At 72.9% G+C, this 24928-nt stretch carries 28 protein-coding genes; 16 read left to right on the plus strand and 12 right to left on the minus strand.

The features are described from left to right. Positions 1–127 precede the first annotated feature (127 nt). Positions 128–1549 carry an alpha/beta fold hydrolase gene (locus ACN6LD_RS12145; RefSeq protein ID WP_445043144.1) on the minus strand — a complete coding sequence of 474 codons (1422 nt, stop codon included), beginning with the start codon at positions 1547–1549 and terminating at the stop codon, positions 128–130. Positions 1550–1835: 286 nt separating this feature from the next. Between ACN6LD_RS12145 and ACN6LD_RS12150 the strand changes: the two genes are divergently transcribed. Next, positions 1836–2159: a 2Fe-2S iron-sulfur cluster-binding protein gene (locus ACN6LD_RS12150; RefSeq protein ID WP_319191055.1), complete on the plus strand. Its 324-nt coding sequence runs from the start codon at positions 1836–1838 to the stop codon at positions 2157–2159. Positions 2160–2231: 72 nt separating this feature from the next. Here ACN6LD_RS12150 and ACN6LD_RS12155 read toward each other — a convergent pair whose 3' ends face one another. After that, a complete protein-coding gene (locus ACN6LD_RS12155) occupies positions 2232–3065 on the minus strand; it encodes an NAD(P)H-binding protein (protein ID WP_445043145.1) in 834 nt (277 codons plus the stop codon). A 191-nt stretch (positions 3066–3256) separates the two neighbouring features. Between ACN6LD_RS12155 and ACN6LD_RS12160 the strand changes: the two genes are divergently transcribed. Beyond that, positions 3257–4252, plus strand: a complete 996-nt coding sequence (locus ACN6LD_RS12160) for a helix-turn-helix transcriptional regulator (RefSeq protein WP_445043146.1) — start codon at positions 3257–3259, stop codon at positions 4250–4252. Between the two features lie 88 nt (positions 4253–4340). Here ACN6LD_RS12160 and ACN6LD_RS12165 read toward each other — a convergent pair whose 3' ends face one another. Continuing rightward, positions 4341–5300 carry a D-2-hydroxyacid dehydrogenase family protein gene (locus ACN6LD_RS12165; RefSeq protein ID WP_445043147.1) on the minus strand — a complete coding sequence of 320 codons (960 nt, stop codon included), beginning with the start codon at positions 5298–5300 and terminating at the stop codon, positions 4341–4343. 104 nt (positions 5301–5404) lie between these two features. Beyond that, entirely contained in the window at positions 5405–7108 is a 1704-nt protein-coding gene (locus ACN6LD_RS12170) for a bifunctional 3'-5' exonuclease/DNA polymerase (RefSeq protein ID WP_319188567.1), read from the minus strand. Between the two features lie 72 nt (positions 7109–7180). Between ACN6LD_RS12170 and ACN6LD_RS12175 the strand changes: the two genes are divergently transcribed. Further along, a complete protein-coding gene (locus ACN6LD_RS12175; RefSeq protein WP_319188565.1) occupies positions 7181–8332 on the plus strand; it encodes a DUF2786 domain-containing protein in 1152 nt (383 codons plus the stop codon). A gap of 21 nt (positions 8333–8353) precedes the next feature. Here the strand turns inward: ACN6LD_RS12175 and ACN6LD_RS12180 are convergent, their stop codons facing one another. After that, a complete protein-coding gene (locus ACN6LD_RS12180) occupies positions 8354–8899 on the minus strand; it encodes a DUF4232 domain-containing protein (RefSeq protein ID WP_445043148.1) in 546 nt (181 codons plus the stop codon). A 165-nt stretch (positions 8900–9064) separates the two neighbouring features. After that, complete coding sequence (locus tag ACN6LD_RS12185; RefSeq protein WP_445043149.1) at positions 9065–9748, minus strand: DUF4097 family beta strand repeat-containing protein; 684 nt, start codon at positions 9746–9748, stop codon at positions 9065–9067. 242 nt (positions 9749–9990) lie between these two features. On the opposite strand from ACN6LD_RS12185, the gene ACN6LD_RS12190 reads away from it, so the two are divergent. After that, positions 9991–10791 carry a helix-turn-helix domain-containing protein gene (locus ACN6LD_RS12190; RefSeq protein WP_445043150.1) on the plus strand — a complete coding sequence of 267 codons (801 nt, stop codon included), beginning with the start codon at positions 9991–9993 and terminating at the stop codon, positions 10789–10791. A 222-nt stretch (positions 10792–11013) separates the two neighbouring features. On the opposite strand, the gene ACN6LD_RS12195 is transcribed toward ACN6LD_RS12190, so the two are convergent. The 3 genes from ACN6LD_RS12195 to rpmB all read right to left on the minus strand — a co-directional run bounded on the left by ACN6LD_RS12195 (position 11014) and on the right by rpmB (position 12169). Continuing rightward, positions 11014–11532: a hypothetical protein gene (locus ACN6LD_RS12195; RefSeq protein WP_319188558.1), complete on the minus strand. Its 519-nt coding sequence runs from the start codon at positions 11530–11532 to the stop codon at positions 11014–11016. Between the two features lie 95 nt (positions 11533–11627). After that, the gene (rpsN, locus tag ACN6LD_RS12200) at positions 11628–11933 is read right to left on the minus strand and encodes a 30S ribosomal protein S14 (protein WP_319188556.1); all 306 of its coding nucleotides are present in this window, start codon (positions 11931–11933) and stop codon (positions 11628–11630) included. Then, positions 11933–12169 carry a 50S ribosomal protein L28 gene (gene rpmB, locus ACN6LD_RS12205; RefSeq protein ID WP_319188554.1) on the minus strand — a complete coding sequence of 79 codons (237 nt, stop codon included), beginning with the start codon at positions 12167–12169 and terminating at the stop codon, positions 11933–11935. Before rpmB ends, rpsN begins: the two co-directional genes overlap by 1 nt. Positions 12170–12231: 62 nt before the next feature. Here rpmB and rpmG point away from each other — a divergent pair, with 62 nt between their 5' ends. The 5 genes from rpmG (at position 12232) to ACN6LD_RS12230 (ending at position 15088) form a co-directional block, all read left to right on the plus strand. Next, positions 12232–12396: a 50S ribosomal protein L33 gene (gene rpmG, locus ACN6LD_RS12210; protein ID WP_319188552.1), complete on the plus strand. Its 165-nt coding sequence runs from the start codon at positions 12232–12234 to the stop codon at positions 12394–12396. Between the two features lie 5 nt (positions 12397–12401). Further along, entirely contained in the window at positions 12402–12656 is a 255-nt protein-coding gene (locus tag ACN6LD_RS12215; RefSeq protein ID WP_319188550.1) for a type B 50S ribosomal protein L31, read from the plus strand. Beyond that, a complete protein-coding gene (locus ACN6LD_RS12220; protein ID WP_445043151.1) occupies positions 12653–13801 on the plus strand; it encodes a CobW family GTP-binding protein in 1149 nt (382 codons plus the stop codon). The genes ACN6LD_RS12215 and ACN6LD_RS12220 overlap by 4 nt, the downstream gene beginning before the upstream one ends. 4 nt (positions 13802–13805) lie before the next feature. Then, complete coding sequence (gene rpsR, locus ACN6LD_RS12225) at positions 13806–14042, plus strand: 30S ribosomal protein S18 (protein ID WP_319188547.1); 237 nt, start codon at positions 13806–13808, stop codon at positions 14040–14042. An 827-nt stretch (positions 14043–14869) separates the two neighbouring features. Beyond that, a complete protein-coding gene (locus ACN6LD_RS12230; protein WP_057578095.1) occupies positions 14870–15088 on the plus strand; it encodes a DUF397 domain-containing protein in 219 nt (72 codons plus the stop codon). A gap of 91 nt (positions 15089–15179) precedes the next feature. Here ACN6LD_RS12230 and ACN6LD_RS12235 read toward each other — a convergent pair whose 3' ends face one another. After that, on the minus strand, positions 15180–15662 hold the full coding sequence (locus ACN6LD_RS12235) for an ATP-binding protein (RefSeq protein WP_445043152.1): 483 nt from the start codon (positions 15660–15662) through the stop codon (positions 15180–15182). A gap of 374 nt (positions 15663–16036) precedes the next feature. On the opposite strand from ACN6LD_RS12235, the gene ACN6LD_RS12240 reads away from it, so the two are divergent. The 5 genes from ACN6LD_RS12240 to ACN6LD_RS12260 all read left to right on the plus strand — a co-directional run bounded on the left by ACN6LD_RS12240 (position 16037) and on the right by ACN6LD_RS12260 (position 21001). Next, positions 16037–16861, plus strand: a complete 825-nt coding sequence (locus ACN6LD_RS12240) for a helix-turn-helix domain-containing protein (protein WP_319188577.1) — start codon at positions 16037–16039, stop codon at positions 16859–16861. Between the two features lie 135 nt (positions 16862–16996). Continuing rightward, on the plus strand, positions 16997–18460 hold the full coding sequence (locus ACN6LD_RS12245) for an aldehyde dehydrogenase family protein (RefSeq protein WP_319188543.1): 1464 nt from the start codon (positions 16997–16999) through the stop codon (positions 18458–18460). 71 nt (positions 18461–18531) lie between these two features. Beyond that, positions 18532–19173 (plus strand): PadR family transcriptional regulator, encoded by a 642-nt coding sequence (locus ACN6LD_RS12250; protein ID WP_445043153.1) that lies wholly within the window; start codon positions 18532–18534, stop codon positions 19171–19173. 80 nt (positions 19174–19253) lie between these two features. Next, positions 19254–20237: an ATP-binding cassette domain-containing protein gene (locus ACN6LD_RS12255; protein ID WP_319188539.1), complete on the plus strand. Its 984-nt coding sequence runs from the start codon at positions 19254–19256 to the stop codon at positions 20235–20237. Between the two features lie 35 nt (positions 20238–20272). Next, a complete protein-coding gene (locus ACN6LD_RS12260) occupies positions 20273–21001 on the plus strand; it encodes an ABC transporter permease (RefSeq protein WP_319188575.1) in 729 nt (242 codons plus the stop codon). 89 nt (positions 21002–21090) lie between these two features. On the opposite strand, the gene ACN6LD_RS12265 is transcribed toward ACN6LD_RS12260, so the two are convergent. Then, positions 21091–22374 (minus strand): ion channel protein, encoded by a 1284-nt coding sequence (locus ACN6LD_RS12265; protein WP_319188537.1) that lies wholly within the window; start codon positions 22372–22374, stop codon positions 21091–21093. Positions 22375–22535: 161 nt separating this feature from the next. On the opposite strand from ACN6LD_RS12265, the gene ACN6LD_RS12270 reads away from it, so the two are divergent. After that, positions 22536–23297 carry a MerR family transcriptional regulator gene (locus ACN6LD_RS12270; RefSeq protein ID WP_445043154.1) on the plus strand — a complete coding sequence of 254 codons (762 nt, stop codon included), beginning with the start codon at positions 22536–22538 and terminating at the stop codon, positions 23295–23297. Between the two features lie 104 nt (positions 23298–23401). Here ACN6LD_RS12270 and ACN6LD_RS12275 read toward each other — a convergent pair whose 3' ends face one another. Then, positions 23402–23767: a YbjQ family protein gene (locus ACN6LD_RS12275; RefSeq protein WP_319188533.1), complete on the minus strand. Its 366-nt coding sequence runs from the start codon at positions 23765–23767 to the stop codon at positions 23402–23404. Between the two features lie 138 nt (positions 23768–23905). Between ACN6LD_RS12275 and ACN6LD_RS12280 the strand changes: the two genes are divergently transcribed. Further along, positions 23906–24928, plus strand: a complete 1023-nt coding sequence (locus tag ACN6LD_RS12280) for a DedA family protein (protein ID WP_445043155.1) — start codon at positions 23906–23908, stop codon at positions 24926–24928.

A 24928-nucleotide genomic window follows, 5' to 3' on the forward strand; every position in this document is an offset into this window, starting at 1 on the left:
ACACGACGGCGAAGGGGAGGGGCCGGTCGGCGGGCCCCTCCCCTTCGCTCGGTGTCGCACACCCCCGGGGATCCAGGAGTCCCCCGGCGGCGCGGACGCCCCGGGGGATGCGGACATCCCCCGGGGATCAGGCGTCCTCGGGAACCGGCGGCGCCTGGTGCACGCCGGGCACGCACACCCGGGCCGGCGGCAGCACCCCGTCCACCAAGTACCCCTCCACATAGGCCTCGAGGCGCGGATTGCCGCCGCTCAGCACATAGACCTCGTGCTCGCCGGAGTCCTCCACCAGGATCAGATGGTGGCCGAGGCGTTCCGCGAGGGCCTCGCCGCCCTCGCGGTGGTCCATCGGATCGCCGTCGGCCTGCACGACCAGGCCCGCCGGATAGCCGTCCCGGGCGAGCACGGTGGGCGGCTCGGGCGACCGGAAGGTGCGGAACGCGCCGACCCAGGGAGCCGCCCGCAGCACACCGTGCCCGTAGGGGTAGCGCTCCCGGCAGGTGCGCATGTCCGCGTAGTAGGTCTCCAGGTCGGTCGGCCACTCCGTCTCCAGCGTCACCGCCTCGAGGACGCTCTGCTTCCACTGCTCGCTGGCCCGCGCCCCCCAGCCGCCCGTGGCGTGCTCGGCCAGCAGCGCCGCCGTCCGCTCGTCGGCGCCCTCTGCGAGCGCGTCCCGCAGCGCCCCGACCAGCAGTCCCAGCCGCTCCCACGCCGAACGGTCGGTGGCCAGACCGCCCACGATGCCGTCGAACGACGTCCGCACGGACGCCCCGAGCCGGCCCTCCAACTGTGCGGCGACGCCCTCCACCGCGGCCACGATCAGCGATGCCGTCGTCCCGAGGGCGAAGTGGTTGTCGCGCCTCGCGGTCCACCCGGCCCAGCGGTCCACGTTCTCGCGGACCGCCCGGGCCTGGGCCACGAACTGCTCACGCCAGGTCCAGCCGGGGTGCACGCAGGAGTCGAGCACACTGCGGTCCAGGTGCTCGGGGAACATCGTCCCGTAGACGGCGCCGACGTAACTGCCGTAGGCGTAGCCGAGGAAGTTCAGCTTCTCCTCGCCGAGCGCGACCCGGACGGCGTCCATGTCGCGGGCGAGGTTGCGGGTGTTGACGTGCGGACGCATCTCGCCGCCGGCCCGCCGGCACCCCTGCTCGCGCTCGCGCATGTCGGCGGCCATCGCCTCGAACGCCGAGTCCGGCGGCCGTGAGTCGAAGGGCGCGGTGGTGGGGGTGACCTCGATGCGCAGCGGCGTCGACGCGCCGGTGCCGCGCGGGTCGAAGCCGATCAGGTCGTACACCTCCGCGAGGGGGGTGCCGGCCAGCCGGGCGGGCATGCCGGTGCCGAGGCCGCCGTCGCCGCCGGGCCCGCCGGTCACCCCGATCAGGACGCCCCGCCGGCGGGCGGGATCCGTGGCGGGCAGCCGGCTGACGGCGAGGGTGATCTGCGTGCCGTCGGGATCGGTGTAGTCGAGCGGGACCTCGAGCGTCGCGTACTCCAGGCGTTCGCCTGGTCCTGCGGCCGTCCACGTGAGCCGCTCGCCGGTCTTCGGCATGGGTGCCTCCTGTGCGCCATGAGTGCCGTACGTACCGGCCAGCCTTCAGCGTGCCTCTCGAACCGACCTGGAGTGCCGGGCGCACCGACCTCGAGCATGGAGGCGCACCCGCCCGGAGGCGCCGAGCGGCGGCGGTCCGCAGGCCGCGTTCGATCGAGCCCCCAGCGACTCCCCAGGACGGCGGGGCACGGTGGGCGGCGAGAGCACCGCAGGCATCCGTGGAACGTACGCCGGCGCGGCTCCGCGGCACGTGCGCGGACGCGCGAACGCAGGGAGGACACGACGCATGGCCAGGATCACCTACCGGAGTCCGGACGGAACCCCCACGACCCTCGACGTCCCCGAGGGGAACTCCGTGATGCGGGGGGCGGTCGTCAACGGCGTCGACGGGATCGTCGGCGAGTGCGGCGGCGGCGCCATGTGCGCGACCTGCCACGTGTACGTCGACCGCGGCAGCGCGGTCACGCTGCCGGCCGTGTCCGACATCGAGGACGAGCTGCTGTACACGACGGCCTGCCCGCGCCGGGAGAACAGTCGGCTCAGCTGCCAGCTGCCCGTCACCGACGCGATCGACGGTCTGGTGGTGGACGTCCCGGAGCGGCAGGTGTGACACGGGCCGCCCCGGGTCCCGCCGCCCCGGGTCCCGCCGCCCCGGGTCCGGCCGCCCCGTGGTCCGGCCGCGTCAGAACGCGGCGGCGTGCTCGGACACCCAGTCGCGGTAACTGCGGGGGGCCCGGCCGGTGATCTTCTCGACGTCGGCCGTGACCAGGGCGGGCCGGCCGACCGAGTCGGCCCAGACCTTGAGGATGTCGTCGAGCACCGGCCCGGGGACGTGCGCGCTCATGGCCTCGCGGACGGTCTCGGCGGGCAGCTCCTGGTAGGTGACGGGGCGGCCGAGCACCTCCCCGATGACGGCGGCCTGGTCGGCGTGGGTCAGCGACTGCGGGCCGGTCAGCCGGTGGATCTCTCCGGCGTGCCCGTCCTCGGTGAGCGCGGCCACGGCCACGGCGGCGATGTCGGCCTCGTGGATCGGCGCGGCGGTGGCCTCGGCGTAGGCGCCGCGGACCACGTCGCCGCCCTTGGTCTGCCCGGCCCACATCAGCGTGTTGGCGGCGAACACGTCGGGCCGCAGGAAGGTCCATTCCAGGGAGGAGCCGCGCAGCTCCCGCTCGATCTCCGCGTGATAGGCGGCGATCGGGCCGTCCTGCTCCTCGGACTCGTCGTCCACCGAGCCGGAGGACAGCAGCACCACCCGGCGCACGCCGGCGGCCTCGGCGGCGGCGACGAAGGCCGGCCCGCAGCCGGGGGCGGCGAACAGGAACACCGCCTCGACCCCGTCCAGCGCGGTGGCGAGCGACGCCGGGTCGGCCAGGTCGAGCGCGACGGTCCGCACGCCGGCGGGCCACGTCGCCCGCTCCGGGGCGCGCGACGCGGCCCGCACCTCGCGGCCCTGTGCGAGCAGCATCTCCAGTGCGCGACGGCCGACGTTCCCGGTGGCTCCGGTGACGAGGATCATGACGTTCTCCCTTGCTGTGCCGGTGTTTCTGCTTGCCTGTGGTTCTGGTGCTGTGGTTCTGCGTGCCGTGGTTGCGTGCCGCGGCGGCGCCGCGGGCCGTTCCCTCGCGGGCCGGCAAGAAAGACACTAGGAAGCCCTGAGGACAGGTTCTGTCCTCGACCGGGTGCGATCGATGAGGAGTTTTCCGCCAGATGCTCGAGACCTCGGCCCGATTACTGCGGCTGCTCTCCCTGCTGCAGTCCCGTCCCGACTGGCCGGGCCCGGAGCTGGCCGAGCGGCTGGGCGTGACGACGCGCACCGTCCGCCGGGACGCGGACCGGCTGCGCGAGCTGGGCTACCCGGTGCGGTCCCTGGCGGGCCCCGGCGGCGGCTACCAGCTCGGCGTCGGCGCGGCGCTGCCGCCGCTGCTGCTGGACGACGACGAGGCGGTCGCGGTGACCGTCGGACTGCGGGCCGCCGCGTCCGGCTCGGTGGCGGGCTTCGAGGAGACCTCGCTCAGGGCGCTGGCCAAGCTCGAGCAGGTGCTGCCCTCACGGCTGAAGCACCGGGTGGCGGCGATGCAGTCGGCGATCCTGCCGCTGACGGCGTCCGGCCCGGCCGTGGACGCGAACCTGCTGGCGGTGCTGGCCGCCGCCTGCCGGGGACACGAGAGCGTGCGCTTCGGCTACCAGGGCAGGACGCGCCGCGTCGAGCCGTACCGGCTGGTCCACACCGGACGCCGCTGGTATCTGCTGGCCTTCGACCTGGAGCGCGACGACTGGCGCACGTTCCGTCTCGACCGCGTCGACGCCGCCCCGCAGTCCGGACCCCGGTTCGCCCCCCGGCCCGGCCCCGCCGAGGACCTGAACGCCTACCTCACCGACAAGCTGTCCTCGGCCCCCTACCGCTGCCGGGCGACCATCCTCTTCCACTGCCCGGTGGAAGCCCTCGCCGAGCACACCTCTCCCACCGCCGGCCGTCTGGAGCGGTACGACGACCGCTCCTGTCTGTTCCACACGGGCGCCGCGACCCTGGACGAGATCGCGTTGCACATCGCGCTCAAGGGCGTCGACTTCGAGGTCCTCGACCCGCCGGAACTCGGCGACCACCTCCGCGCCCTCGCCGCCCGCCTCACCCGGGCCGCCGACCGCCCCCGCCACTCCCATGAGCCCGTCTCTGTCCGGCACCCGGCCGCCCCCCGGCCCTAGCGGTCACCCGGCCCAGGCCGCCGCCCCGGCCCCGGCCGCCACTCCGGCCCCGGCACCCGGCCTCGCCGACCGGGCGCCCGGCCCGCGGCTACCCCAGTACCCGTACCGGTGACCCCGCCAGGTATGCGCGGATGTCCTCCGCCGCCTGTCCGTAGTACCGCTCGTAGTTGGACCGGGACACGTACCCGAGATGGGGAGTGGCCAGCAGGCGGGGAGCCGTCCGCATCGGATGACCGGCGGGGAGCGGTTCGACGTCGAAGACGTCCACCCCCGCTCCCGCGATCCGCCCCTCCCGCAGCGCCGCCAGCAGCGCCTCCTGGTCGACGATCGCCGCGCGCGAGGTGTTCACCAGGTAGGCCGTCGGCTTGAGCAGCGCGAGTTCGGCGGCGCCGAGCAGCCCACGGGTGCGCTCGCCCAGCGCGAGGTGCACCGACACGAAGTCGCTCTCGGACAGCAGCTCCTCCTTCGAGGCGGCCCGCCGCACGCCGACCTCCCGCGCCCGTTCCTCCGTCAGGTTCTGGCTCCAGGCGCTCACCTCCATGCCGAAGGCGAGGCCCACCCGGGCCACCAGGCCGCCGATCTTCCCCAGTCCCAGCAGCCCGAGCCGCCGCCCGTGCAGGTCCGCGCCCACCGTCGACTGCCAGGGCCCGCCCTCGCGCAGGGCGGTGCTCTCCTGCACCAGCCCGCGCGCGAGACCCAGCAGCAGCGCCCAGGTCAGCTCGACCGGCGGGGTCGACGCGCTCAGGGTGCCGCAGACCGTCACCCCGTTCGCCTTCGCCGCCGGGAAGTCGATCACCGAGTTGCGCATGCCGGAGGCGATCAGCAGCCGCAGCCGGGGGAGCCGCTCCAGCAACGACGCCGGGAAGGCGACGCGTTCGCGCAGGGTGACCACGCAGTCGAAGTCGGCCAGCGCCGCGGCGAGTTCGTCCTCGTCGCCGAAGTGCTCGGTGAAGGCGACGACCTCCACCTCCTCGCCGGGCACGGACCAGTCGGCGGCGGATCTCGCGACGTCCTGGAAGTCGTCGAGTACGGCACAGCGGAAGGGCACGGCGTCTCCTCCGGAAGGGGCGGTCCACGGGCGGGCCCGCGGACAGGACCGTCCGAGACTACGGCGGACCCGTGAGCGTCCCGGCAACCCCCTCGCCGGACCGGTCACTTGGCGTCGGCATAGCACTCCACGACCGCCGTGGTGAACGGGAACCGCACCGGCGTCTCCCCGAACGTCAGCCGCCCGGCCAGGTCGGACGCCTCCCGGATCGCCGCGACGACCGTGTCGGCCTCCTCCCGCGGACAGTGCACGATCACCTCGTCGTGCTGGAAGAAGACCAGTTCCGCCGCCATGTCCGCACAGGCCCGCCGCAGTGCGGCGAGCAGCAGCAGCGCCCAGTCGGCGGCGCTGCCCTGGACGACGAAGTTGCGGGCGAACCGACCGCGCGCGCGGGCGTCGGTGGAGGCGTAACCGGGCGTCCACTGACGGTCGTCGGCGCTGTCCTCCTCGGCGGGGCCCACCGGGTCGTCGACGGGGATGCCGGCTTCCTCCGCCTCGACCGCCCCGACGGCCGGCGGGCACGTGCGGCCGAGCCAGGTCCGCACCAGCCGGCCCTCCTTGCCGGCCCGGGCCGCCTCGTCGACGTACTCCACCGCGCGCGGGAAGCGGCGGCGCAGGGCGGCGAGGTTCTTCAGGCCGTCGCCGGAGGTCTGCCCGTAGACCGCGCCGAGCACGGCGAGCTTGGCCTGGGCGCGGTCGCCGGAGAAGGCGCGCTCCGAGACGGACTGGTAGAGGTCGCTCTCCCGGCCCGCCACCTCCATCAGGCCGGGGTCGCGGGAGATCGCCGCCAGCACGCGCGGTTCCATCTGGTCGGCGTCGGCGACCACGAACCGCCAGCCGGGGTCGGCGACCACCGCCCGCCGGATGACCTTCGGGATCTGCAGGGCGCCCCCGCCGTTGGTGACCCAGCGCCCGGTGACCGTGCCGTGCGCGAGGAACTCCGGCCTGAACCGCCCGTCCCGCACCCAGTCCTGCAGCCAGGACCAGCCGTGGGCCACCCGGATGCGGTACAGCTTCTTGTACTCGAGCAGCGGCTTCACGGCCGGATGGTCGAGGGACTCGATCTCCCAGCGCCTGGTCGACCGCACCCGGATCCCGGCCTGGCCGAAGGCCTTCACCACGTCGGCCGGCAGGTCGGGGCGGACACGGCGCCCGAAGGCGGCCGACACCTCGTCCGCCAGTTCCGCCAGCCGGCGGGGCTCGCCGCCGCCCGCGTACCGCTCGCCGAGCAGGTCGTCCAGGAGCGCGCGGTGCACCTGCGCGCTCCAGGGCAGCCCGGCCCGGTTCATCTCGGCGGCCACCAGCATCCCCGCCGACTCGGACGCCGTCAGCAGCCGCATCCGCGCCGGGTGCTCGGCCCGTTCGTGCCTGCGCTGCTGCTCCGCGTAGACGGCCAGGAGATCCGCCAGGGGCAGCCCCGCGGCCGCCCGCGGTTCGAACAGCGAGGACTGGGCGCCGGGCTCGGCCGAGCGTTGCGGCGGGTCCGGCGGGACGGGGCCGCCGCGCAGCCGGGCCAGCGCGGCGGCCGCCGACCGGGGCTCGCCGGACCGGCCCTCGTGGCCGAGCAGGAGCGTCTCGGCGTCCTCCACGTCGTAGCACCGGTCGACGCGCACGCCCGCGTCGAGCAGGCGCGGGTAGACCTCGGGCGTGGAACGCCAGACCCAGCGCACGACGTCGGGCCGCTCCCGCACGGCCCGCGCCAGATCCGGCTCGCGCAGCGACGGGCCGGCGGGCAGGCCGTCAGGACCGAGGGGGGCGAGTTCCACGCCACCGTCCTCGGCCGGAGCGAGTGCCCACCGGTCGGCCATGTCGCGAGTGTGGCAGGGGGGTCTGACAGTGCGGGGGAGGGTGCGGCGTGCGGCGCATGGCACGATCGAACGGTGAGCAGCACCAGCAGCGACCCGGCCGGCGCCGTCGAACGCGCCCTGCGGACCGCCCTCTACGACACGGCCGACGCGGCCCTCGACTCCGGAGCGTCCCTTCTCGCCGCCGACCCCGCCGCGGACGCGGAGCTCGCGCGGCGCGGCACCGAGTTCGTGGCGGCGCTCTGGCGGCGCGGCTGGCAGCCCGCTGACCTCGTGCGGATCGTGCGGCGCGACCTGGACGGCGCCCATGTGGGCCTCGTGGCGGCGCTGATCCGCGCGCAGGCGCGCGACGACCGGGCGCGCGGTCGTCGCTGGGCGGCGCAGCTGGCGGAGCTGCCGGCCGGGCCGCCCCCGTCCGCGGACCGCTTCTCGCACGCCACGGCGGTCCTGGAGCTCTACCGTCTGCTGCTGCGTCTGCCCGGCCTCGACCCTCTCGACGAGCCGGGGCGCGGGCACGGTCACCGGCGGGGGCCTGCGGCCGGGGCGCCCGCGGACTCCTCGGCCCGCATGCTCACCCGTATCCGCGCGCTGCTCGCCAAGGCCGAGGCGACGGGCTTCCCGGAGGAGGCCGAGGCGCTCACGGCGAAGGCGCAGGAGCTGATGGCCCGGCACAGCGTCGACGAGGCCCTGCTCGACGCCCGGGCCCCGGACCCGGACGCGCCGGGCGCCTGCCGGATAGGCGTCGAGCCGCCGTACGAGCAGGCCAAGGCGGTGCTGCTGGACGCGGTCGCCGACGCCAACCACTGCAGGGCGGTGTGGAACGAGCCGTTCGCCTTCTCCACGGTCGTCGGCTTCGAGGCGGACCTCGAGTCGGTGGAACTGCTGTACACCTCGTTGCTGGTGCAGGCGCAGTCGGCGATGGCCAAGGCGGAGGCGGCGCAGCGGGCGAGCGGCCGCCGGCGGACCAAGACCTTCCGGCAGTCCTTCCTCGCCGCGTACGCCCACCGCGTCGGCGCCCGCCTCACGGCCGCCGCCGGGACCCAGGTCTGCGACGACCTGCTGCCGGTCCTCGCCTCCCGCGAGGTCGCGGTCACCGCGGCGACGGACCGCATGTTCCCGCAGACGGTCTCCACCCGCCTGCGGGGCGTCACGGACGAGGCGGGCTGGACCGAGGGCGCCGAGGCGGCGGACCGGGCCCGCGTGCAGTCCCGGCCCCGCCTGCCGTGACCGCACGCCGGACGGATCGGGTCAGTCGCCGGCCGGGTGGAAGGCGCTGACCGTCGCGTCCGCCACGCCCTTGCTCTTGAGCGCGACGTCACCGTAGGACCAGGGGAAGTCCGCGGTGGACGAGGCCTTCGGCAGGCCGTACGCGACGGTCTTCACGGCGAGGGACTTCTCGCCGCTGCCCGCGCCGCGCACGTAGGTGATCGTGAAGGAGGCGGTGCCCTGCGCCGGGATGGTCAGGGGCTGCGGCGCGGCGGCCTCGTCCTGCGTCACGGTCGCGGAGGCCCCGCCGGCCTGGAGGTCGACCTTGGGGAAGCCGTCCAGGGTGCACTCCTTGCCCTTGTTGGTGAGTGTGACGGTGACGTTGCCGGTGTCCCCGGCGGCGGGCGCGGCGTCGACGGGGCCGACCTCCTGGCCGAGGTCGCCGGCCGCGCAGGCGGATCCGGCGGCCCCGGGGGACGCGGCGGCCTTGCTCGAGTCGCCGCCGGAGCCGTTGTCGTCCCCGCCTGAGCAGGCGGTGAGGAGCAGGGCCGCGGCGAGAGCGGTGACGGTGATGGGAACGGCGCGCATGTGTGGGTCCCTCGGGTCTGGTGACGGTGCTCGAAGGATCATCACGCACGCGCGCGGCCCCGCGTCGCGCGCCCCCGCCCCCGCCCCACCACCGCGCCGGCGCGACGGGGCCGGACGCGAACGAAGTGTCACCGCCGGTGACGCCCGTCGTGCGCGCCCGGCGCTTCAGCGCCGGGCAGTCGACAGGCTGCGGGCGGTGATGTCGCCGTAGGCGGTGGTGGCCTGGATGGCGAGGCCGGCGGCGGCGCCGTCGGCGTTGGCGAGGGAGTTGTGGATACGGCCGTAGGCGGTGCCGGCGTCGAGGGAGGCGGAGACTCCGTGGGCCGCGTCGACGGTGATGGCGCCGGCCTCGGTGCGCAGGACGACCGTGCCGCGCACGGCCTCGGCGATGTGCAGGTCGCCCTTCTGGGTGCTGATCCGGGCGGAGCCGGTGAGGCGGCCGACGAAGATGTCGCCGGCGAGAAGGGTGAGCCGGGCGCTCGCCGCCTCGTCGATCTTGACCGTGCCCTGCGCGCCCTCGAAGGCGACGTCGCCGAGCCGGCCGACGCCGCGGAACTCGCCGGCCGCGGTCGTCGCCTCGACGTGCGAGCCGACGGGCAGCTGGACGGTCACCTCGACGGCCCCGGAGGCGCCGAGGAGCTGGTTCTTCGAGGGGCCCGTGATCCGCAGGGCGCCGTCGGCGAAATCCACCGAGGTCTCCTGCGCCGCCTTCACGTCGCGGCCCTTGGCGGCGTCCGCGGGCAGCACCTCGACCGTGGTGTCGGCACGGTCGGCCGCGATGAACCGGACCCGTCCCGCGGGAACGTCGAGGACGACGGAGACCGGGGCGGCGGTGGCGAACTTCTGCATCGTGCTCTCCTGTGTTCGTTGCTGTTTCCGACATGGGAAAAGCTACGTTGCGTTCTCGACTTGGGCAACAAGTTCGTTGCGCAGAATTGCTATTCGTGCAGGTGAAGCTCATGTAATCGTTGCAACGGGATGCCGGGCAACGCAACGCGCGTGCCTTCGTTCGTTGCAATGCATGTCGGTGAACGCTAAATTGACGACATCGAGGCGCACGAAGGAGATCGAGGCGCACGAAGGAGGCCGTGATGCCGGGAGGCAGACTCACCCAGCAGGAACGTCAGCAGATCGCGTCGGGGCTGGCCGACGGCCTCGCCTACGCGGAGATCGCCAGACGTCTCGACCGTCCCACCTCGACGATCACGCGCGAGGTGATGCGCAACGGCGGCCCGACCGCCTACCGCGCCGACCTGGCCCACCGGGCGACCGAGCGCCGCGCCCATCGCCGCAGGCAGGCCGCGCCCCGCGGGCCGGACGCGTTCCCGCAGGCCCATGGACGCGACGCCGAGGCCGTGCGTGAGTACGAGGAGGCGTTCACGACGGTCCTCATGGCCTCGGGCATGCCGAAGATGATGTCCAGGGTCATGGCCTGCCTCACCCTCACCGACACGGGCAGCCTCACCGCGTCCGATCTCGTGCAGCGCCTCCAGGTCAGCCCCGCGTCCGTCTCCAAGGCGATCACGTACCTCGAGGAGCAGGCCTTCGTCCGCCGGGAGCGCGACGAGCGCCGCCGCGAGCGCTACGTGGTCGACGACGACGTCTGGTACCAGTCGATGCTGGCCAGCGCCCGGGCTCTGACCCAGGTGATCGACATCGCACGGCAGGGCGTCGGAATCCTCGGCCCCGCCTCCCCGGCCGCCGCCCGCCTCGAGAACATCGCCCGCTTCCTGGACTTCGTCGGCGAGAGCACCGTGCGGGCGGCGGAGCAGGCCCGCGCGGTGCTGCATACGAAGGCCGATGCCGCGGCGCGGCGAGGGGGCGCGGACGCGGGCCCAGCCGCCCGGGCTTCGATCCGCGAAGAGACCCCGCGGGCCCGGACGCCGCACTGAAGGACGGGCGGGCCGCCCACCGGCGCCGACGGGGCAGCAAGCCCGGCCGCCGACGGGGCCGCGGGCCGGCCTGTCCGTCGGGGGCCGACGAGGGGCGGGCCACGGGTGACCGGGGGTGATCGGGGGCTACCGGCCCGTCCGGAGGGCCCGTTCGTCCGGAGGGCCAGTCCGGTACGTCCGGCCGGTACGTCCGGCCGGTACGTCCGGCCCGTACGTCCGGGGCTATCCGATCCCGGCCGTGGGCAGACCCGACGGCCACTGACCGCCCTCCGCCCTGGTGAACGTCTCCTTGCCGGCCGCGCCGGTCCAGGTGACCTCGAGGGACTTCGCGTCGACGGAATCGACCATGCCGGTCGCCCGGTCGTCCTTCCCGACCGTGCACGTCAGGTGGATCATCTGCATGCCTCCCTTCTTGCCGGCGGTCCCGCTGCACACGCTCCCGCCGGTCACGAACAGGGCGGCCTGCTTCCCCGTGATGATCAGGGCGACGGCCTTGCCGTCGGTCGTGGCGAGCCAGCTGCCCTCCAGCTCGTCCGAGGCGGAGACGGAATCGGAGGGCGAGGCCGCGGCTCCGCTCGAACCGCCCCCGTCCGCCGTCGCCGGGGTGGTCGCGGAGCCGTCGCCGGACCCCCCGTCGCCGCTGCACGCGGTCAGCGCGAGCGCCCCCGCCAGCGCGGCGGCCAGCGCAGCGGCCCGCACCGGACGGCGGGACGCACCCCGCGAGAAGATCGCCGAAGTCACTGCAAGCTCCCGAGCTAGGACCGAAAAAACCTGGACCTCAAGGACCGCAGCAAGCTACCAGCAAGCCCCGGGAGCGGGCTGGGAGCCGTCTGTGACTACCAGGAGGACTTGCGCACCCCCGGCAGATGTCCCGCGTGCGCCCTCTCCCGCAGACCCACCCGGGAGAGCCCGAACGCCCGGAAGTACCCGCGCGGACGGCCGTCCACCTGATCCCGGTTGCGCACCCGCGTCGCACTGGCGTCCCGCGGCTGCGCACGCAACTCCCGTTGCGCCGACTCCCGTTCCGCGTCCGTCGACGACGGCCGCCGGACGGTCTCCGTCAGCTCGGCCCGCCGCGCCGCGTGCCGCGCGACGATCGCCCGGCGCCGCTCGTTCTTCGCGATCTTGCTCTTCTTCGCCATCAGACCCGCACCCCCCGCGCCCGGATGCGCGCCACGGCCGCCTCGACGCCGATCACGTCGACGGTCCTGATCCCCTTCGTGCTCAGCCGCAGCCGTACGTGCCGGCCCTCGCCCGGCAGCCAGTAGCGCTTGCTCTGGACATTGGGGTCGAAGCGGCGCGACGTGCGCCGGTGGGAGCGGGAGATGCGGTTGCCGAAGCCGGGCCGGGCGCCGGTCAGCATGCAGTGCGCGGACATGGGTGACGTACCTCTCCTGGAGCGCTATCGCTAATGGGATTCATTTTCAGTAACATAGCAGCATGGCTCGCAACGAACTCCGTCCGGTCGTCAGGCTCAAGTCCGCCGCGGGGACCGGATTCACCTACGTGACCCGAAAGAACCGCCGCAACGACCCCGACCGCCTGACCCTGCGCAAGTACGACCCCGTCGCCGGCCGTCACGTCGACTTCCGAGAGGAGCGCTGAACTCCATGCGCAACGAGATCCACCCGCCCTACGGCCCTGTGGTCTTCCGCGACCGTGCCGCGGACTACGCCTTCCTCACCCGGTCCACCATGAGCAGCGACCGGACGGTCGAGTGGGAGGACGGCGTCACGTACCCCGTCGTCGACGTCGAGATCTCCGACGTCAGCCACCCCTTCTACACCGGCACCGCACGCGTCCTGGACACCGCGGGCCGGGTCGAGCGCTTCGAGCGGCGTTACGGGAAGCAGGGCGGGGCGTGAGCCTGTCGGTCGTGATCGTCGGCGGGCTGCACGCCGACGCCCGCCGGGCGACGGTCGCGCGCCTGCTCGCCGACGTGCCCGGCTGCGTCGTCCTGCACCACGACCTCGCGACGGCCGCGGCGGGCACGGTCGTACGGACCGTCAGGGACGCCACCGGCATCCTCTCCGCCGGGGAGGCGCCCCTGGTCGACGACTGCGCCTGCTGCGCGCTGCGCGAGGATCTGGTGCCCGAGCTGCGCCGCCTCGCCGACGACGGCGTCACCCGCCTCGCGGTCGTCGAGCTGTGGGACTCGGTCGAGCCCAAGGCCATGGCCGAGGTGGTGGTCGCCGGCGGCCTCACGGTCACCGGCGTCGTCACCGCCGTCGACCCGGCGCTGCTCCTGCCCTGCCTCGGCAACGGCGACGACCTCGCCGACTGCGGTCTCGCCGCGGCCGCCACCGACCGGCGCACCGTCGCCGACACCTTCGCGCGGCAGCTGGAGTACGCCCCCGTGCTGGCCGTCGTCGACTCCGGGGAGGCCGACGACGAGGACCGCGAGCTGCTGGCGCAGCTGCATCCGACGGCCCGCCGGATCCGGGTCGTGCCCGGAGACCACGCGGCCCCGCGGTCGCCGCTGGCCGGCGCGGTGCTGGCCGGCTTCGACGCGGAGGCGGCCGCCGCGGCACAGCATCCCGCCTGCGCGCTGCTCCCCGCCGATGCCGACGCGCACGGTGTCGGCACCTTCGTCTGGCGCCGCCGCCGGCCGTTCCACCCGGAACGGCTGTACGCGGCGCTGGAGGACCTGACCTGTGCGGCCGCCCGCAGCCGTGGCCGGTTCTGGCTCGCCGACAAGCCCGACGTGCTGCTCCACTGGGACGCGGCGGGCGGCGCCCTGTGCGTGGAGTCGGCCGGCCCGTGGCTGGCGTCCCTCCCGGACGCGGCCTGGGACCTGGTCCCGCCGGTGCGCCGCGCGGCGGCCGCCCTCGACTGGCACCCCGAACACGGCGACTGCTGCCAGCACCTGGTCTTCACGTCCCCCGGCCTGGACCGCGACGGCCTCGCCCGGCTCCTGGAGTCCTGCCTGCTCACCGACGCCGAGTACGCCGCCGGCCGCACCGCCTGGAAGCGGCTGCCGCCCGCCTTCGACACCCTCCTGGAGGTCTGACCCGATGCCCCGCAAACCCGAGCGCAAGCCTGTCCAGGCCCGCCCCAACCCCCTCGACCGGGCAGGCGTCACCTACGTCGACTACAAGGACACCGAGCTGCTGCGGAAGTTCCTCTCCGACCGGGGCAAGATCCGCAGCCGCCGGGTGACCCGGGTCTCGGCCCGGCAGCAGCGCCGACTCGCCCGAGCCGTCAAGAACGCCCGTGAGATGGCCCTGCTGCCGTACGGCGCCGCACGCTGACCCACGCCCCGGGCGCCTCACGCACCGCTCGGGTCCCGGGGGCGTGCTCACCTGTCCTGTACACGCCGGTCCCGTCCACCCGGCCCCGGTGTGCACACGTCGCCTTCCGTAGTGCAGGTCCACCGTTCTGCCTGTGCCACCCCCCGCACCAGTACGAGCGGACACCCCACCAGCCGTCTACTTGCTCTGGCCGCTCGGACGCACCCGGGCCCCGGCAGTGAGCCGACCTCGCCCTGATGCTCCGGGCCGCCCCGCACCGCCCCCGCGCCGACCTCCGCGTCGTACGCGGGGGCGGTGGCCGTCGTCGTGGTGCGACGAGGTGCGGGGGAGTTGCGGGACATCACCGGGGCGCGGGTGGCGTCCGACCGGTCGGGCCGTGGTCGCATCGTGGCGCGGTCCCCTCGCGGACCGCCGACCGCGGGGCCGAGCGGACGGCGGGCGTCCGCCGGAACCGCCGCTCCGGGACGGCCCCCGCGGCCGTCGCGCCGCTCCCGGCGGGGCGATCCGATTCCACGTCGTTCCCGCGTCGACGGAACACGAAGGCGTCGGCGCGCGTCTGTCCCCGTACACGAGTAGTTCGATCCGGACGACCTTTCCGCGCACCTCCCGACGCCCGGCCGGACGGAACGACGTCGGTAAAGCAGGCGTCACAGCTGTAACCACTCAGGCACCGCGCGTGCACGTGCATCTGCTCATGCGACTGCATATGAACGGGGTTATGATCCGGGACAGTTGACAACGGCACCAATGGCCACACAAGCCAGTGCACCACCAGGGAGCGACCTGTGGACCACCACGTTGACGGGGGGCACGACGTGTACAACGGCATGACGGCCACACAGCTGTACGGGGTTGCCTGGCAGAAGAGCCGGCACAGCAACTCGCAGGGTTCCTGCGTGGAGTTCGCGAGACTGCCGGGCGGCGATGTCGCGGTGCGCAACTCGCGCTTTCCCGACGGCCCGGCGCTCGTCTACACACGCGCGGAGATCGAGGCCATGCTCCTGGGCATCAAGGACGGCGAGTTCGACCACCTGATCGGCAGCTGACGACCCCGCCCGGCGGCCCGCGCCGGACCTTTCGGCGGAAAACGGATCGCAACGCGCGTAGAAGCAGCGCGTCGACGCGGGCCGCGCTATGTCATTCGACGGGTGTGTGCAGCCGGAACAGCGCCCAGACGACCTTGCCGCCCAGGCTGCCGGAGAGCGGCTGCCAGCCCCAGCCGTCGGCGAAGGAGTCCACCAGGAACAGCCCGCGTCCGGACTCCGCGGAGAAGTCCTCGCCCTCCTGCGGCAGGGGGCTGTCGTGGCTGGGGTCGCGCACCGCGCACACCAGCCGCTCGGTCCAGCGCATCAGGTGCAGCCGCACGGGCGGATGCGCCTGGTCCGGCGTACGCGCGACGTCGTCGGACAGTCCGTGTCTCAGCGCGTTGGTCACCAGCTCCGAGACGACCAGACAGACGTCGTCGAACCGGTCGCCCACGTCCCACTGGCCGAGCGTGCGCTTGGTGAACTGCCGTGCCTCGCGCACCGCTTCGTAGCGGGCGGGCAGAGCGCAGGAGGCGGCGTTGGACACGGCCGCGGGATCAAGCGGCGGAAGGCCCTGCCGTAACGGCTCGAGCATGGTCGATCCATTCGTCCCCATGCGAGGCACTCCCGGGATTCGCGGTCGTTGCGATGCAGCGGTGGCGCGGGACCATGGTTTCTGATGCGCACTGCGGATGCAAGGGCAGATGCACGTGCACGTGACCGAAATGGACCCGCCCGTACCGCTTCTTGGCCATTTTTTCCGCCAACTTCTCTCCCATCACCGCCACTTCTCTTGCTTTCTCCTCACTCTTCCTTCGCATCGCACTGTGCGTATGCTTTGGATTCGTTCCATCTCTGTAATCGGACGAGTACTGCTCGAAGTGTTTTAGTGGCAGACTGCGGCCCCTAGGACGGCTGGGGAGGCTGGCGAACGTGAGCGCGGGAGAGCCCGGATCGGTGGTGCGGCGGATGCTGCTCGGCTCGCAACTACGACGGCTGCGTGAGGCCCGCGGCGTCACGCGCGAGGCGGCGGGATACTCGATCAGGGCGTCGGAGTCGAAGATCAGCCGGATGGAACTGGGCCGGGTGAGCTTCAAGACCCGTGACGTGGAAGACCTCCTGACGCTGTACGGCATCACGGACGACGCTGAGCGCCACGCGCTCGTCGGGCTCGCCCGCGAGGCCAACGTCGCGGGCTGGTGGCACAGCTACTCGGACGTACTGCCCAACTGGTTCCCCACGTACGTCGGCCTGGAGGGCGCGGCCGCCCTGATCCGTGTGTACGAGGTGCAGTTCGTGCACGGTCTGCTGCAGACCGAGGCGTACGCCCATGCCGTCGTCAGCCGCGGGATGAGGGGCGCGAGCGCCGCCGACGTCGACCGGCGCGTGGCGCTGCGCCTGGAGCGCCAGAAGTACCTCGTCGCCGAGAACGCCCCCGACTTCCACATCGTCCTCGACGAGGCCGCGTTGCGCCGGCCGTACGGCGACCGCGAGGTGATGCGCGGGCAGCTCCAGCATCTGATCGAGATCTCCGAGCGGCCCAACGTCCGTCTGCAGGTGATGCCGTTCAGTTTCGGCGGGCACGCCGGCGAGTCCGGGGCCTTCACCATCCTGAGCTTCCCCGAGTCCGACCTGTCGGACGTGGTCTATCTGGAGCAGCTCACCAGCGCCCTCTACCTGGACAAGCGCGAGGACGTCGCACAGTACGAGCTCGCCCTGAAGGAGCTGCAGCAGGACAGCCCCGGACCGGACGAGAGCCGGGACCTGCTCCGCGGCCTGATCCAGCTGTCCTGACGCCCGGTCCGCAGGGTTTCCCCCACGTGCTTCGGTAATCCCGCCAACTCCCTTGAAACACCCGTACGATGACGTGTGATCAGATCGTGACGTCGATCGGTCACAGACGTTCGCAGCAGGGGATTGAGGGATCACATGTCGTCGTCCTACTTCACCGACCTGGCCCAGCAGTACATCGACGGTAAGTGGCGTCCAGGGACGGGCTCCTGGGACATCATCGACTTCAACCCCTACGACGGCGAGAAACTCGCCTCGATCACCATCGCCACCGTCGACGAGGTCGACGAGGCCTACCGGGCCGCCGCCCGCGCGCAGCGGCAGTGGGCCGCCACCAACGCCTACGCCCGCCGTACGGTCTTCGAGAAGGTGCTGCGGCTGGTCGAGGAGCGCGAGGCGGAGATCAGCGAGATCCTCGTCGCCGAGGCCGGGGGCACCTTCGGCAAGGCCGCCTTCGAACTGCATCTCGCCAAGGAGTTCCTGCGCGAGTCGATCCACCTGTCGCTGCGCCCCGAGGGCCGCATCCTCCCCTCGCCGGTCGACGGCAAGGAGAACCGCGTCTACCGCGAGCCGGTCGGCGTGGTCGCCGTGATCAGCCCCTTCAACGTGCCGTTCCTGCTGTCGCTGAAGTCCGTGGCCCCCGCGCTGGCCCTCGGCAACGGCGTGGTGCTCAAGCCGCACCAGAACACCCCGATCTCCGGCGGTACCGTGATCGCCAAGCTGTTCGAGGACGCCGGGCTGCCCCCGGGCCTGCTGAACGTCGTGGTGACCGACATAGCCGAGATCGGCGACGCCTTCCTGGAGCACCCGGTCCCGCGGGTCATCTCCTTCACCGGCTCCGACAAGGTCGGCCGGCATGTCGCGACGGTCGCCGCCTCGCACTTCAAGCGGTCCGTCATCGAACTCGGCGGCAACAGCGCCTTCGTCGTCCTCGACGACGCCGACGTGGACTACGCGGTGGACGCCGCCGTCTTCAGCCGCTTCGTCCACCAGGGCCAGGTCTGCATGGCCGCCAACCGCATCCTGGTCGACCGCTCGCTCGCCGACGAGTTCACCGAGAAGTTCGTCGCCAAGGTGAGGACGCTGAAGGCCGGCGACCCGCGCGACCCGCAGACCCTCATCGGCCCGGTCATCAACTCCCAGCAGGCGGAGGCCGTTTCCGGCGCGGTCGCGCAGGCGATCGCCGAGGGCGCGACCGCCCTGCTGCACGGAACGACCACCGACAACCTCGTCGAGCCGTCGGTCCTCGCCGATCTTCCCCTCGACTCCGCCCTGCTGCAGCAGGAGGTCTTCGGGCCGGTCGCCTTCATCAACACCTTCGACGGCGAGGCGGAGGCGCTGCGCATCGCCAACGACACGCCGTACGGCCTGAGCGGCGCCGTCCACACCCGTGACGTCGAGCGCGGCGTCGCCTTCGCCAAGCAGGTCGTGACCGGCATGTTCCACGTCAACGACGCCACCGTGCACGACGAGCCGATCGTCCCGTTCGGCGGCGAGAAGAACTCCGGTGTCGGCCGCCTCAACGGCGAGAGCACCCTGGAGTCCTTCACCACCACCAAGTGGATCTCGGTCCAGCACGGCCGCAGCGGCTTCCCGTTCTAGGGCGCGCTCCGGGGCGGACGGACGTCCGGGCGCCCGCGGGGCGCCCGGACGCCACGCCCTAACCTGGGCGCATGTCAGCGATCCGTCTCCTCGTCCTGGGCGCCGTGCGCCAGCACGGGCGGGCCCACGGCTACCAGGTGCGCAGCGACCTGGAGTACTGGGGCGCCCACGAGTGGTCCAACGCCAAGCCGGGCTCGATCTACCACGCCCTGAAGCAGATGGCGAAGCAGGGCCTGCTGCGTGAGCACGAGACGGCCCCGTCCACCGCGGGCGGCCCGCCGCGCACCGAGTACGAGGTCACCGAGGCGGGCGCCGAGGAGTACTTCCGGCTGCTGCGCGAGGCGCTGGTCTCCTACGACCAGAAGACGGACCTGAAGTCGGCCGCCATCGGCTTCGTGGTGGACCTCCCGCGGGCGGAGGCCGTCTCGCTCCTGAAGGAGCGCGTGCGCGGCATCGACGCGTGGCGTTCGGCCGTCACCGAGCACTACGTCCCCGAAGCCGGCCCCGGTCAGCTGGGCCACATCGGCGAGATCATGAACCTCTGGGTCCACACGGCCGACGCCGAGGCGGAGTGGGCCCGCGGCCTGATCGCGCGCATCGAGGGCGGGGCCTACACCTTCGCGGGTGAGGGCGAGCCGTTCGTCGGCGTGCTCGCGCCGGGCGAGGAGAACCCGTACGCGACGCGGGAGCGGCACCCGGACGACTGGCGCTGATCAAGTTTGACTACTGGGGTCGGGTGCGGTTACTTTTGCCTCTGTAGTCAAGTTTGCCTAGTCGAGAAGTGGGGGCTTCCATGGCCGACACGGCGATCACCGTCGACGGCGTCCACAAGAGGTACGGGGAGACGCGCGCACTGGACGGGCTCGACCTCGCGGTGGCCCGCGGCGCCGTGCAGGGGGTGCTCGGACCGAACGGCGCGGGCAAGACGACCCTGGTCAGAATCCTGTCCACGCTGCTGCGGCCGGACGCCGGACGCGTCGAGGTGGCCGGCCACGACGTGCTGACCGAGGCCCGGGAGGTCCGTCGGCGCATCGGCCTGCTCGGCCAGTACGCCGCCCTCGACGAGGAGCTGGACGGCCGGCAGAACCTGGAGCTGTTCGGGCGTCTGCACCGTCTCGGCGCCCGTCACGCGCGCGTGCGCGCCGCCGAACTCCTCGAGCGCTTCGGCCTCGCCGACACCGGCCGCAAGCCCGTCCGCTCCTACAGCGGCGGCATGCGCCGCCGGCTGGACCTCGCCGCCTCCCTCATCGGCGGCCGGCACGGCGCCGACCCCGAGGTGCTCTTCCTGGACGAGCCGACCACCGGGCTCGACCCGCGCGGGCGCGCCGAGGTCTGGTCCGCGGTCCGCTCGCTGGCCGGCAACGGGACGACGGTGGTGCTCACCACCCAGTACCTGGAGGAGGCCGACCAGCTGGCCGACCGCATCTGCGTCGTCGACCGCGGCCGGGTGATCGCCGACGGCACGCCGGACGAGCTCAAGGCGCTGACCGGCGGCGACCGCATCGACGTCGTCCTGCGCGACGCGGGCCTCCTGGGGGCGGCCCGCGCCCTGCTGCCCCTGCCCGAGGCGGGCGTCACCGTCGACGCCGACCGCCGTCTGCTCAGCGCACCCGTCACCGACCGGATGGCCGCCCTCTTCGGCGTCGTCCGCGCCCTGGAGGAGGCCGGCGTCGAGGCGGAGGACGTGGCCCTGCGCCGCCCCACGCTGGACGAGGTCTTCCTGCACCTGACCGGGCGCGAGGACCGCGCGGACGACCCTGTGAAGGAGGCCGTGTGAGCGGCTACGCGTACGCACTGACCGACTGCTGGACCATGACCCGCCGTGAGCTCGCCCACTGGGCACGCAGGCCGGGCCGGCTGGCCGTCGGGTTCGTCTTCCCGGTGATGCTGCTGCTGATGTTCGGCTACCTGATCGGCGGAGGTCGAGGGGTCGGCGGCGACTACCTCGACTACCTGATGCCCGGCATGCTCGCGCTCACCATGGCGTTCGGCCTGGAGGGCACGATGCTCGCCGTCACCCAGGACCTCGACAAGGGCGTCATCGACCGCTTCCGCGCGATGCCCACGGCCGACGGCGCGGTCCTGGTGGGCCGTTCGGCCGCCGACATGCTCCAGTCGGCCGTGAGCCTCGCCGTGCTGATCGCCGTCGGCCTGGCGCTCGGCTGGCGGCCCCAGGGCGGACCGGGCGCCTTCCTGGGCGCGCTGGGCCTTCTCCTCCTCTTCCGGTTCGCGATGCTGTGGGTCGGCATCCATCTGGCGCTGGTGGCCAGGACGCCGGAGACGGTGCAGGCCGTGCAGATCCTCGTCTGGCCGATCGGCTTCCTCTCCAACGCCCTCGCCGTGCCCACGTCCATGCCGGGCTGGCTGGGCACGGCCGTCGAATGGAACCCGATGTCCCGGACGGCGACGGCGGTGCGCGACCTGTTCGGCGGCGCGGGCGCGGACCCCGGCCATGTGTGGCCGGCCGTGGGCTGGCCGCTGGCCCTGCTGGCGGTCTTCTTCCCGCTGGCGGTACGGAAGTTCACCCGCATGAGCCACTGAGCGCCGGTGGCGGGACGGACGGGACCCGGTCGCCGCGGACCTGACCCGTTTCCGTGGCGCCGGCGCCTCCCGAGGACCCGAGCCGGGTGTCAGCGCACCGAGGTCCCGTCCGCCCGCAGCTGCATCTGCGGCCGCCCCGTCACCAGCAGCCAGGCCGGCAGCGAGGCGATGCAGAGCAGGGCGATGATCGAGGGCGAGGCGACCAGGACGGCGGCGACGAAGAGGCTCACCCAGCCCTGCCGGGTGATGGCCAGGAGGATGCCCAGCACCCCCGTGGCCACGCCCACCGCGGGATGGACGCCCGGCACCAGTGCATGGGCGGTGAGACCGAGGGCGGAACCGACGAACACGGCCGGGAAGATCCGTCCGCCCCGGAATCCGGAGGTCGCGGCGACCACCAGCGCGGCCGTCTTCACCACCGTCATCGTGGCGAACTGGCCGGCCGTCCAGCCGTCGGGGTCGGCGGCGAGCTGCGCGACCTCGTCCAGCCCCTTGAAGAGCGTCAGATGGCCGCCCACGGCCGCCAGCAGGCCCAGCACGACCCCGCCGGCCGGGAGGATCAGCATCGGGTGCCGCAGCCGCGCGAACGCGCCGTGGACGTACGGGAAGGCGTAGACGCCGCACATGCCGAGGAGCGCGCCCGCCGACGCGACCACCGTCGCCGCCAGCAGGTCGGCCCAGCCGGGCTGCCCGAACGGGGGCAGGTGCATGTCGAAGCTGGGCTCGGCCACCAGAGTGGTCGTCATCGCGCCGGCCGCGGCGGCGACCAGCGGGGTGAAGACGCTGTCCCACAACGGCCCCTTCGTCTGCCGTCCCGCCAGGGCCTCGGAGATCAGCAGCGCCGCCGCCACCGGCGTGCCGAAGAGCGCGCCGATGGTCGCCGCCTCCGCGAGCATCACCCACACCGCGCCCGGCGCGGTCGGCCGGAACCGGTGACCCAGCCAGAAGACGACCGCCACGTTGACGGCGATGATCGGGTTCTCCGGACCCAGGCTGGGCCCGCCCGCCAGCATCAGCGCCGTCGCCACCAGCAGCCCGGGGAGAACCACCGGCGGCAGCACCTTCGCGTCCAGCCCCATCGTGGCCGGATCGGGACCGGCGTGCCCGGGAGCCTTCCACACCACCAGTCCCACCAGGACGCCCGTCATGGTGAGCATGACCATCATCCAGAGCACGGAGTACCGGCCCACGCCCAGCGCGTCCGGGAGGTTCTGCCACAGCACGTGCTGGAGCTGGTCGGCCGCCCCCTCCACCAGCAGGAGCATCAGGCTCGCCAGCACCCCGATGACGAGAGCGGGCAGGATCGACGGCAGCAGGGTGCGTGCCGGGGTCGCCGGAGGGCGGGGCGACTGCTCTGCGGTGTCCTGGGCCACGGGCTCACGATAAGCGGGCAAAGCGGACATGACATCCGGGCCGCGGCAGACGGGGAGGGGCCCGGGACGGGACCGGGAGGGGAAGCGGCAGTCGAGCGCCTTGCACCTGACGCGGCGTGAGGACGCACCGTGGAGCGCGTACCGAGAAGGGAGCGGACGAAGTGAGCTACTCCGTAGGACAGGTCGCCGGATTCGCCGGTGTCACGGTGCGCACGCTGCACCACTACGACGACATCGGCCTGCTCGTCCCCGGCGGGCGCAGCCACGCGGGACACCGGCGCTACGACGACGCCGACCTCGACCGGCTGCAGCAGATCCTGTTCTACCGCGAGCTCGGCTTCCCGCTCGAGGAGGTCGCGGCCCTGCTCGACGACCCGGCGGCCGACCCGCGCGCGCACCTGCGCCGCCAGCACGAACTGCTGACCGCCCGGATCGAGAAGCTGCAGAAGATGGCCGAGGCCGTGGAACACGCCATGGAGGCGAACAAGATGGGCATCAACCTCACGCCCGAGGAGCGGTTCGAGGTCTTCGGAGACAAGGACCCCGAGCAGTACGCCGAGGAGGCGGAGCAGCGCTGGGGCGGCACCGAGGCTTACGCCGAGTCCCAGCGGCGGGCCGCCCGCTACACCAAGGAGGACTGGAAGCGCGTCCAGGCCGAGGTCGACGACTGGAGCGGGCGCTACGCGGCGCTGATGGACGCGGGAGAGCCGCCGGCCGGTGAGGCGGCCATGGACATGGCCGAGGAACACCGGCGGCACATCACCGCCTGGTACTACGACTGCCCCTACGAGATGCACGTGTGCCTGGGCGGGATGTACGTCGCCGACGAGCGCTTCAAGGCGTACTACGACTCGATGCGCCCCGGGCTCGCCGCGCACCTCGAGGAGGCGATCGCGGCGAACGCGGCGCGGCACGCCTCGTAGGGCGTCCAGAGCGTCCAGGGCGTCCAGGACGTCCGGGCGTCCAGGGCGGCCGGGAAGTCCGGGCTTCCCGGGAGCCAGGGAGACCCTGCGGTCCTGGCTCGGGGTCACTCCCGGGTCAGGACCACCGCCGTCCCGTAGGCGCACACCTCGGTGCCCACGTCGGCCGCCTCCGTCACGTCGAAGCGGAACGCCAGCACGCCGTTGGCGCCGCGCGCGCGTGCCTGCTCGACGAGCCGTTCCATGGCCTGGTTGCGGGTCTCCACGAGGGTCTTCGTCAGGCCCTTGAGCTCACCGCCGATCATCGACTTCAGGCCCGCGCCGATCTGGCTGCCCAGGTGCCGGGAGCGCACGGTCAGCCCGAAGACCTCGCCGATGACCTGCTGAACCCGGAAGCCGGGTACGTCGTTCGTGGTGACGACCAGTACGTCCGGCTCGGGGCCCTGCCCGCCGCCGTAATCATCGATGCCCATGTTCACAGGTTTGCCCAGGGAGAGGCACAGTGCATCCTGGGGGAGCCCCTGGGAACCTGGCCCCGCGGCGCCGCGTTGATAGCTTTGGGCGGCCAGGTCGCCCACCGACCGCCTTCACCCCTCAGGAGCCCGGAACCCGTGACTACCCTCGCCCTCGGCCCCGAGTGGATTACTCCGGACTATCTGATCTCGACGTTCGGTCTGGCCGGCATCCTGGTCATCGTCTTCGCCGAGTCGGGCCTGTTCGCCTTCCTGCCGGGCGACTCCCTGCTGTTCACCGCCGGTCTGCTGGTCGCCGACGGCAAGTGGATCCACCAGCCGCTGTGGCTGGTGTGCACCCTGATCGTGGTCGCGGCCGTCCTCGGCGACCAGGTGGGCTATCTGATCGGCAAGTTCTTCGGACCCAAGCTCTTCAGCCGGCCCGACTCCAAGCTCTTCAAGCAGGAGAACCTGGAGAAGGCCCACGAGTTCATCGAGCGGCACGGCCCCAAGGCGATCGTCCTGGCCCGCTTCGTCCCCATCGTCCGCACCTTCGCGCCGATCATCGCCGGCGCAGGCCGCATGAAGTACCGCACGTTCATCACGTACAACGTGATCGGCGGCGTCCTGTGGGGCACGGGAGTCACGGTCGCGGGCTACTTCCTCGGCCAGATCGACCTCATCAAGGAGAACGTCGAGGCGATCCTGGTCCTGATCGTCCTCATCTCGGTCGTCCCGGTGATCATCGAGGTCCTCAAGGCCCGCAAGGAGGCCCGCAACGCCCCGGCCGCGCAGGAGCCCGCCCTGCGGCAGGCGCAGCAGCAGCCGTACGGGCAGCCCCCGGTCATGGACGACGCCACGACCCAGCTCCGCCGCATCGACCAGCACCAGCCGTACGGCGACCAGGGCCACCACGAGCACCAGGGCCAGGGCCAGGGCCACCACGAGCACCAGGGCCAGGGCCAGGGCCACCACGAGCACCAGGGCCAGGGTCAGGGCCACCAGAACGGGCAGGACCCCCGGAGCGGCCAGGGCCAGACCTACGAGAACGAGTACTACGGCCGGCAGTACCCGCACCAGCAGCAGTACCCGCAGGAGTGGCAGCAGCAGCCCCCGCAGCAACAGCAGCCGTACGGCGGCCCCCAGCACAACGGCCAGTACCCCCACAACCAGGGCTACTAG

The organism is Streptomyces sp. SAS_272 (assembly GCF_052543235.1).

Excerpts from the sequence above, each read along its gene's own strand:
- ACN6LD_RS12145 (WP_445043144.1), bottom strand. The coding sequence starts at position 1,549 with ATGCCGAAGACCGGCGAGCGGCTCACGTGGACGGCCGCAGGACCAGGC.
- ACN6LD_RS12150 (WP_319191055.1), top strand. The coding sequence starts at position 1,836 with ATGGCCAGGATCACCTACCGGAGTCCGGACGGAACCCCCACGACCCTC.
- ACN6LD_RS12155 (WP_445043145.1), bottom strand. The coding sequence starts at position 3,065 with ATGATCCTCGTCACCGGAGCCACCGGGAACGTCGGCCGTCGCGCACTG.
- ACN6LD_RS12160 (WP_445043146.1), top strand. The coding sequence starts at position 3,257 with ATGCTCGAGACCTCGGCCCGATTACTGCGGCTGCTCTCCCTGCTGCAG.
- ACN6LD_RS12170 (WP_319188567.1), bottom strand. The coding sequence starts at position 7,108 with ATGGCCGACCGGTGGGCACTCGCTCCGGCCGAGGACGGTGGCGTGGAA.
- ACN6LD_RS12180 (WP_445043148.1), bottom strand. The coding sequence starts at position 8,899 with ATGCGCGCCGTTCCCATCACCGTCACCGCTCTCGCCGCGGCCCTGCTC.
- ACN6LD_RS12185 (WP_445043149.1), bottom strand. The coding sequence starts at position 9,748 with ATGCAGAAGTTCGCCACCGCCGCCCCGGTCTCCGTCGTCCTCGACGTT.
- ACN6LD_RS12190 (WP_445043150.1), top strand. The coding sequence starts at position 9,991 with ATGCCGGGAGGCAGACTCACCCAGCAGGAACGTCAGCAGATCGCGTCG.
- rpsN (WP_319188556.1), bottom strand. The coding sequence starts at position 11,933 with ATGGCGAAGAAGAGCAAGATCGCGAAGAACGAGCGGCGCCGGGCGATC.
- rpmB (WP_319188554.1), bottom strand. The coding sequence starts at position 12,169 with ATGTCCGCGCACTGCATGCTGACCGGCGCCCGGCCCGGCTTCGGCAAC.
- rpmG (WP_319188552.1), top strand. The coding sequence starts at position 12,232 with ATGGCTCGCAACGAACTCCGTCCGGTCGTCAGGCTCAAGTCCGCCGCG.
- ACN6LD_RS12215 (WP_319188550.1), top strand. The coding sequence starts at position 12,402 with ATGCGCAACGAGATCCACCCGCCCTACGGCCCTGTGGTCTTCCGCGAC.
- rpsR (WP_319188547.1), top strand. The coding sequence starts at position 13,806 with ATGCCCCGCAAACCCGAGCGCAAGCCTGTCCAGGCCCGCCCCAACCCC.
- ACN6LD_RS12230 (WP_057578095.1), top strand. The coding sequence starts at position 14,870 with ATGACGGCCACACAGCTGTACGGGGTTGCCTGGCAGAAGAGCCGGCAC.
- ACN6LD_RS12235 (WP_445043152.1), bottom strand. The coding sequence starts at position 15,662 with ATGCTCGAGCCGTTACGGCAGGGCCTTCCGCCGCTTGATCCCGCGGCC.
- ACN6LD_RS12240 (WP_319188577.1), top strand. The coding sequence starts at position 16,037 with ATGCTGCTCGGCTCGCAACTACGACGGCTGCGTGAGGCCCGCGGCGTC.
- ACN6LD_RS12245 (WP_319188543.1), top strand. The coding sequence starts at position 16,997 with ATGTCGTCGTCCTACTTCACCGACCTGGCCCAGCAGTACATCGACGGT.
- ACN6LD_RS12250 (WP_445043153.1), top strand. The coding sequence starts at position 18,532 with ATGTCAGCGATCCGTCTCCTCGTCCTGGGCGCCGTGCGCCAGCACGGG.
- ACN6LD_RS12255 (WP_319188539.1), top strand. The coding sequence starts at position 19,254 with ATGGCCGACACGGCGATCACCGTCGACGGCGTCCACAAGAGGTACGGG.
- ACN6LD_RS12260 (WP_319188575.1), top strand. The coding sequence starts at position 20,273 with ATGACCCGCCGTGAGCTCGCCCACTGGGCACGCAGGCCGGGCCGGCTG.
- ACN6LD_RS12275 (WP_319188533.1), bottom strand. The coding sequence starts at position 23,767 with ATGGGCATCGATGATTACGGCGGCGGGCAGGGCCCCGAGCCGGACGTA.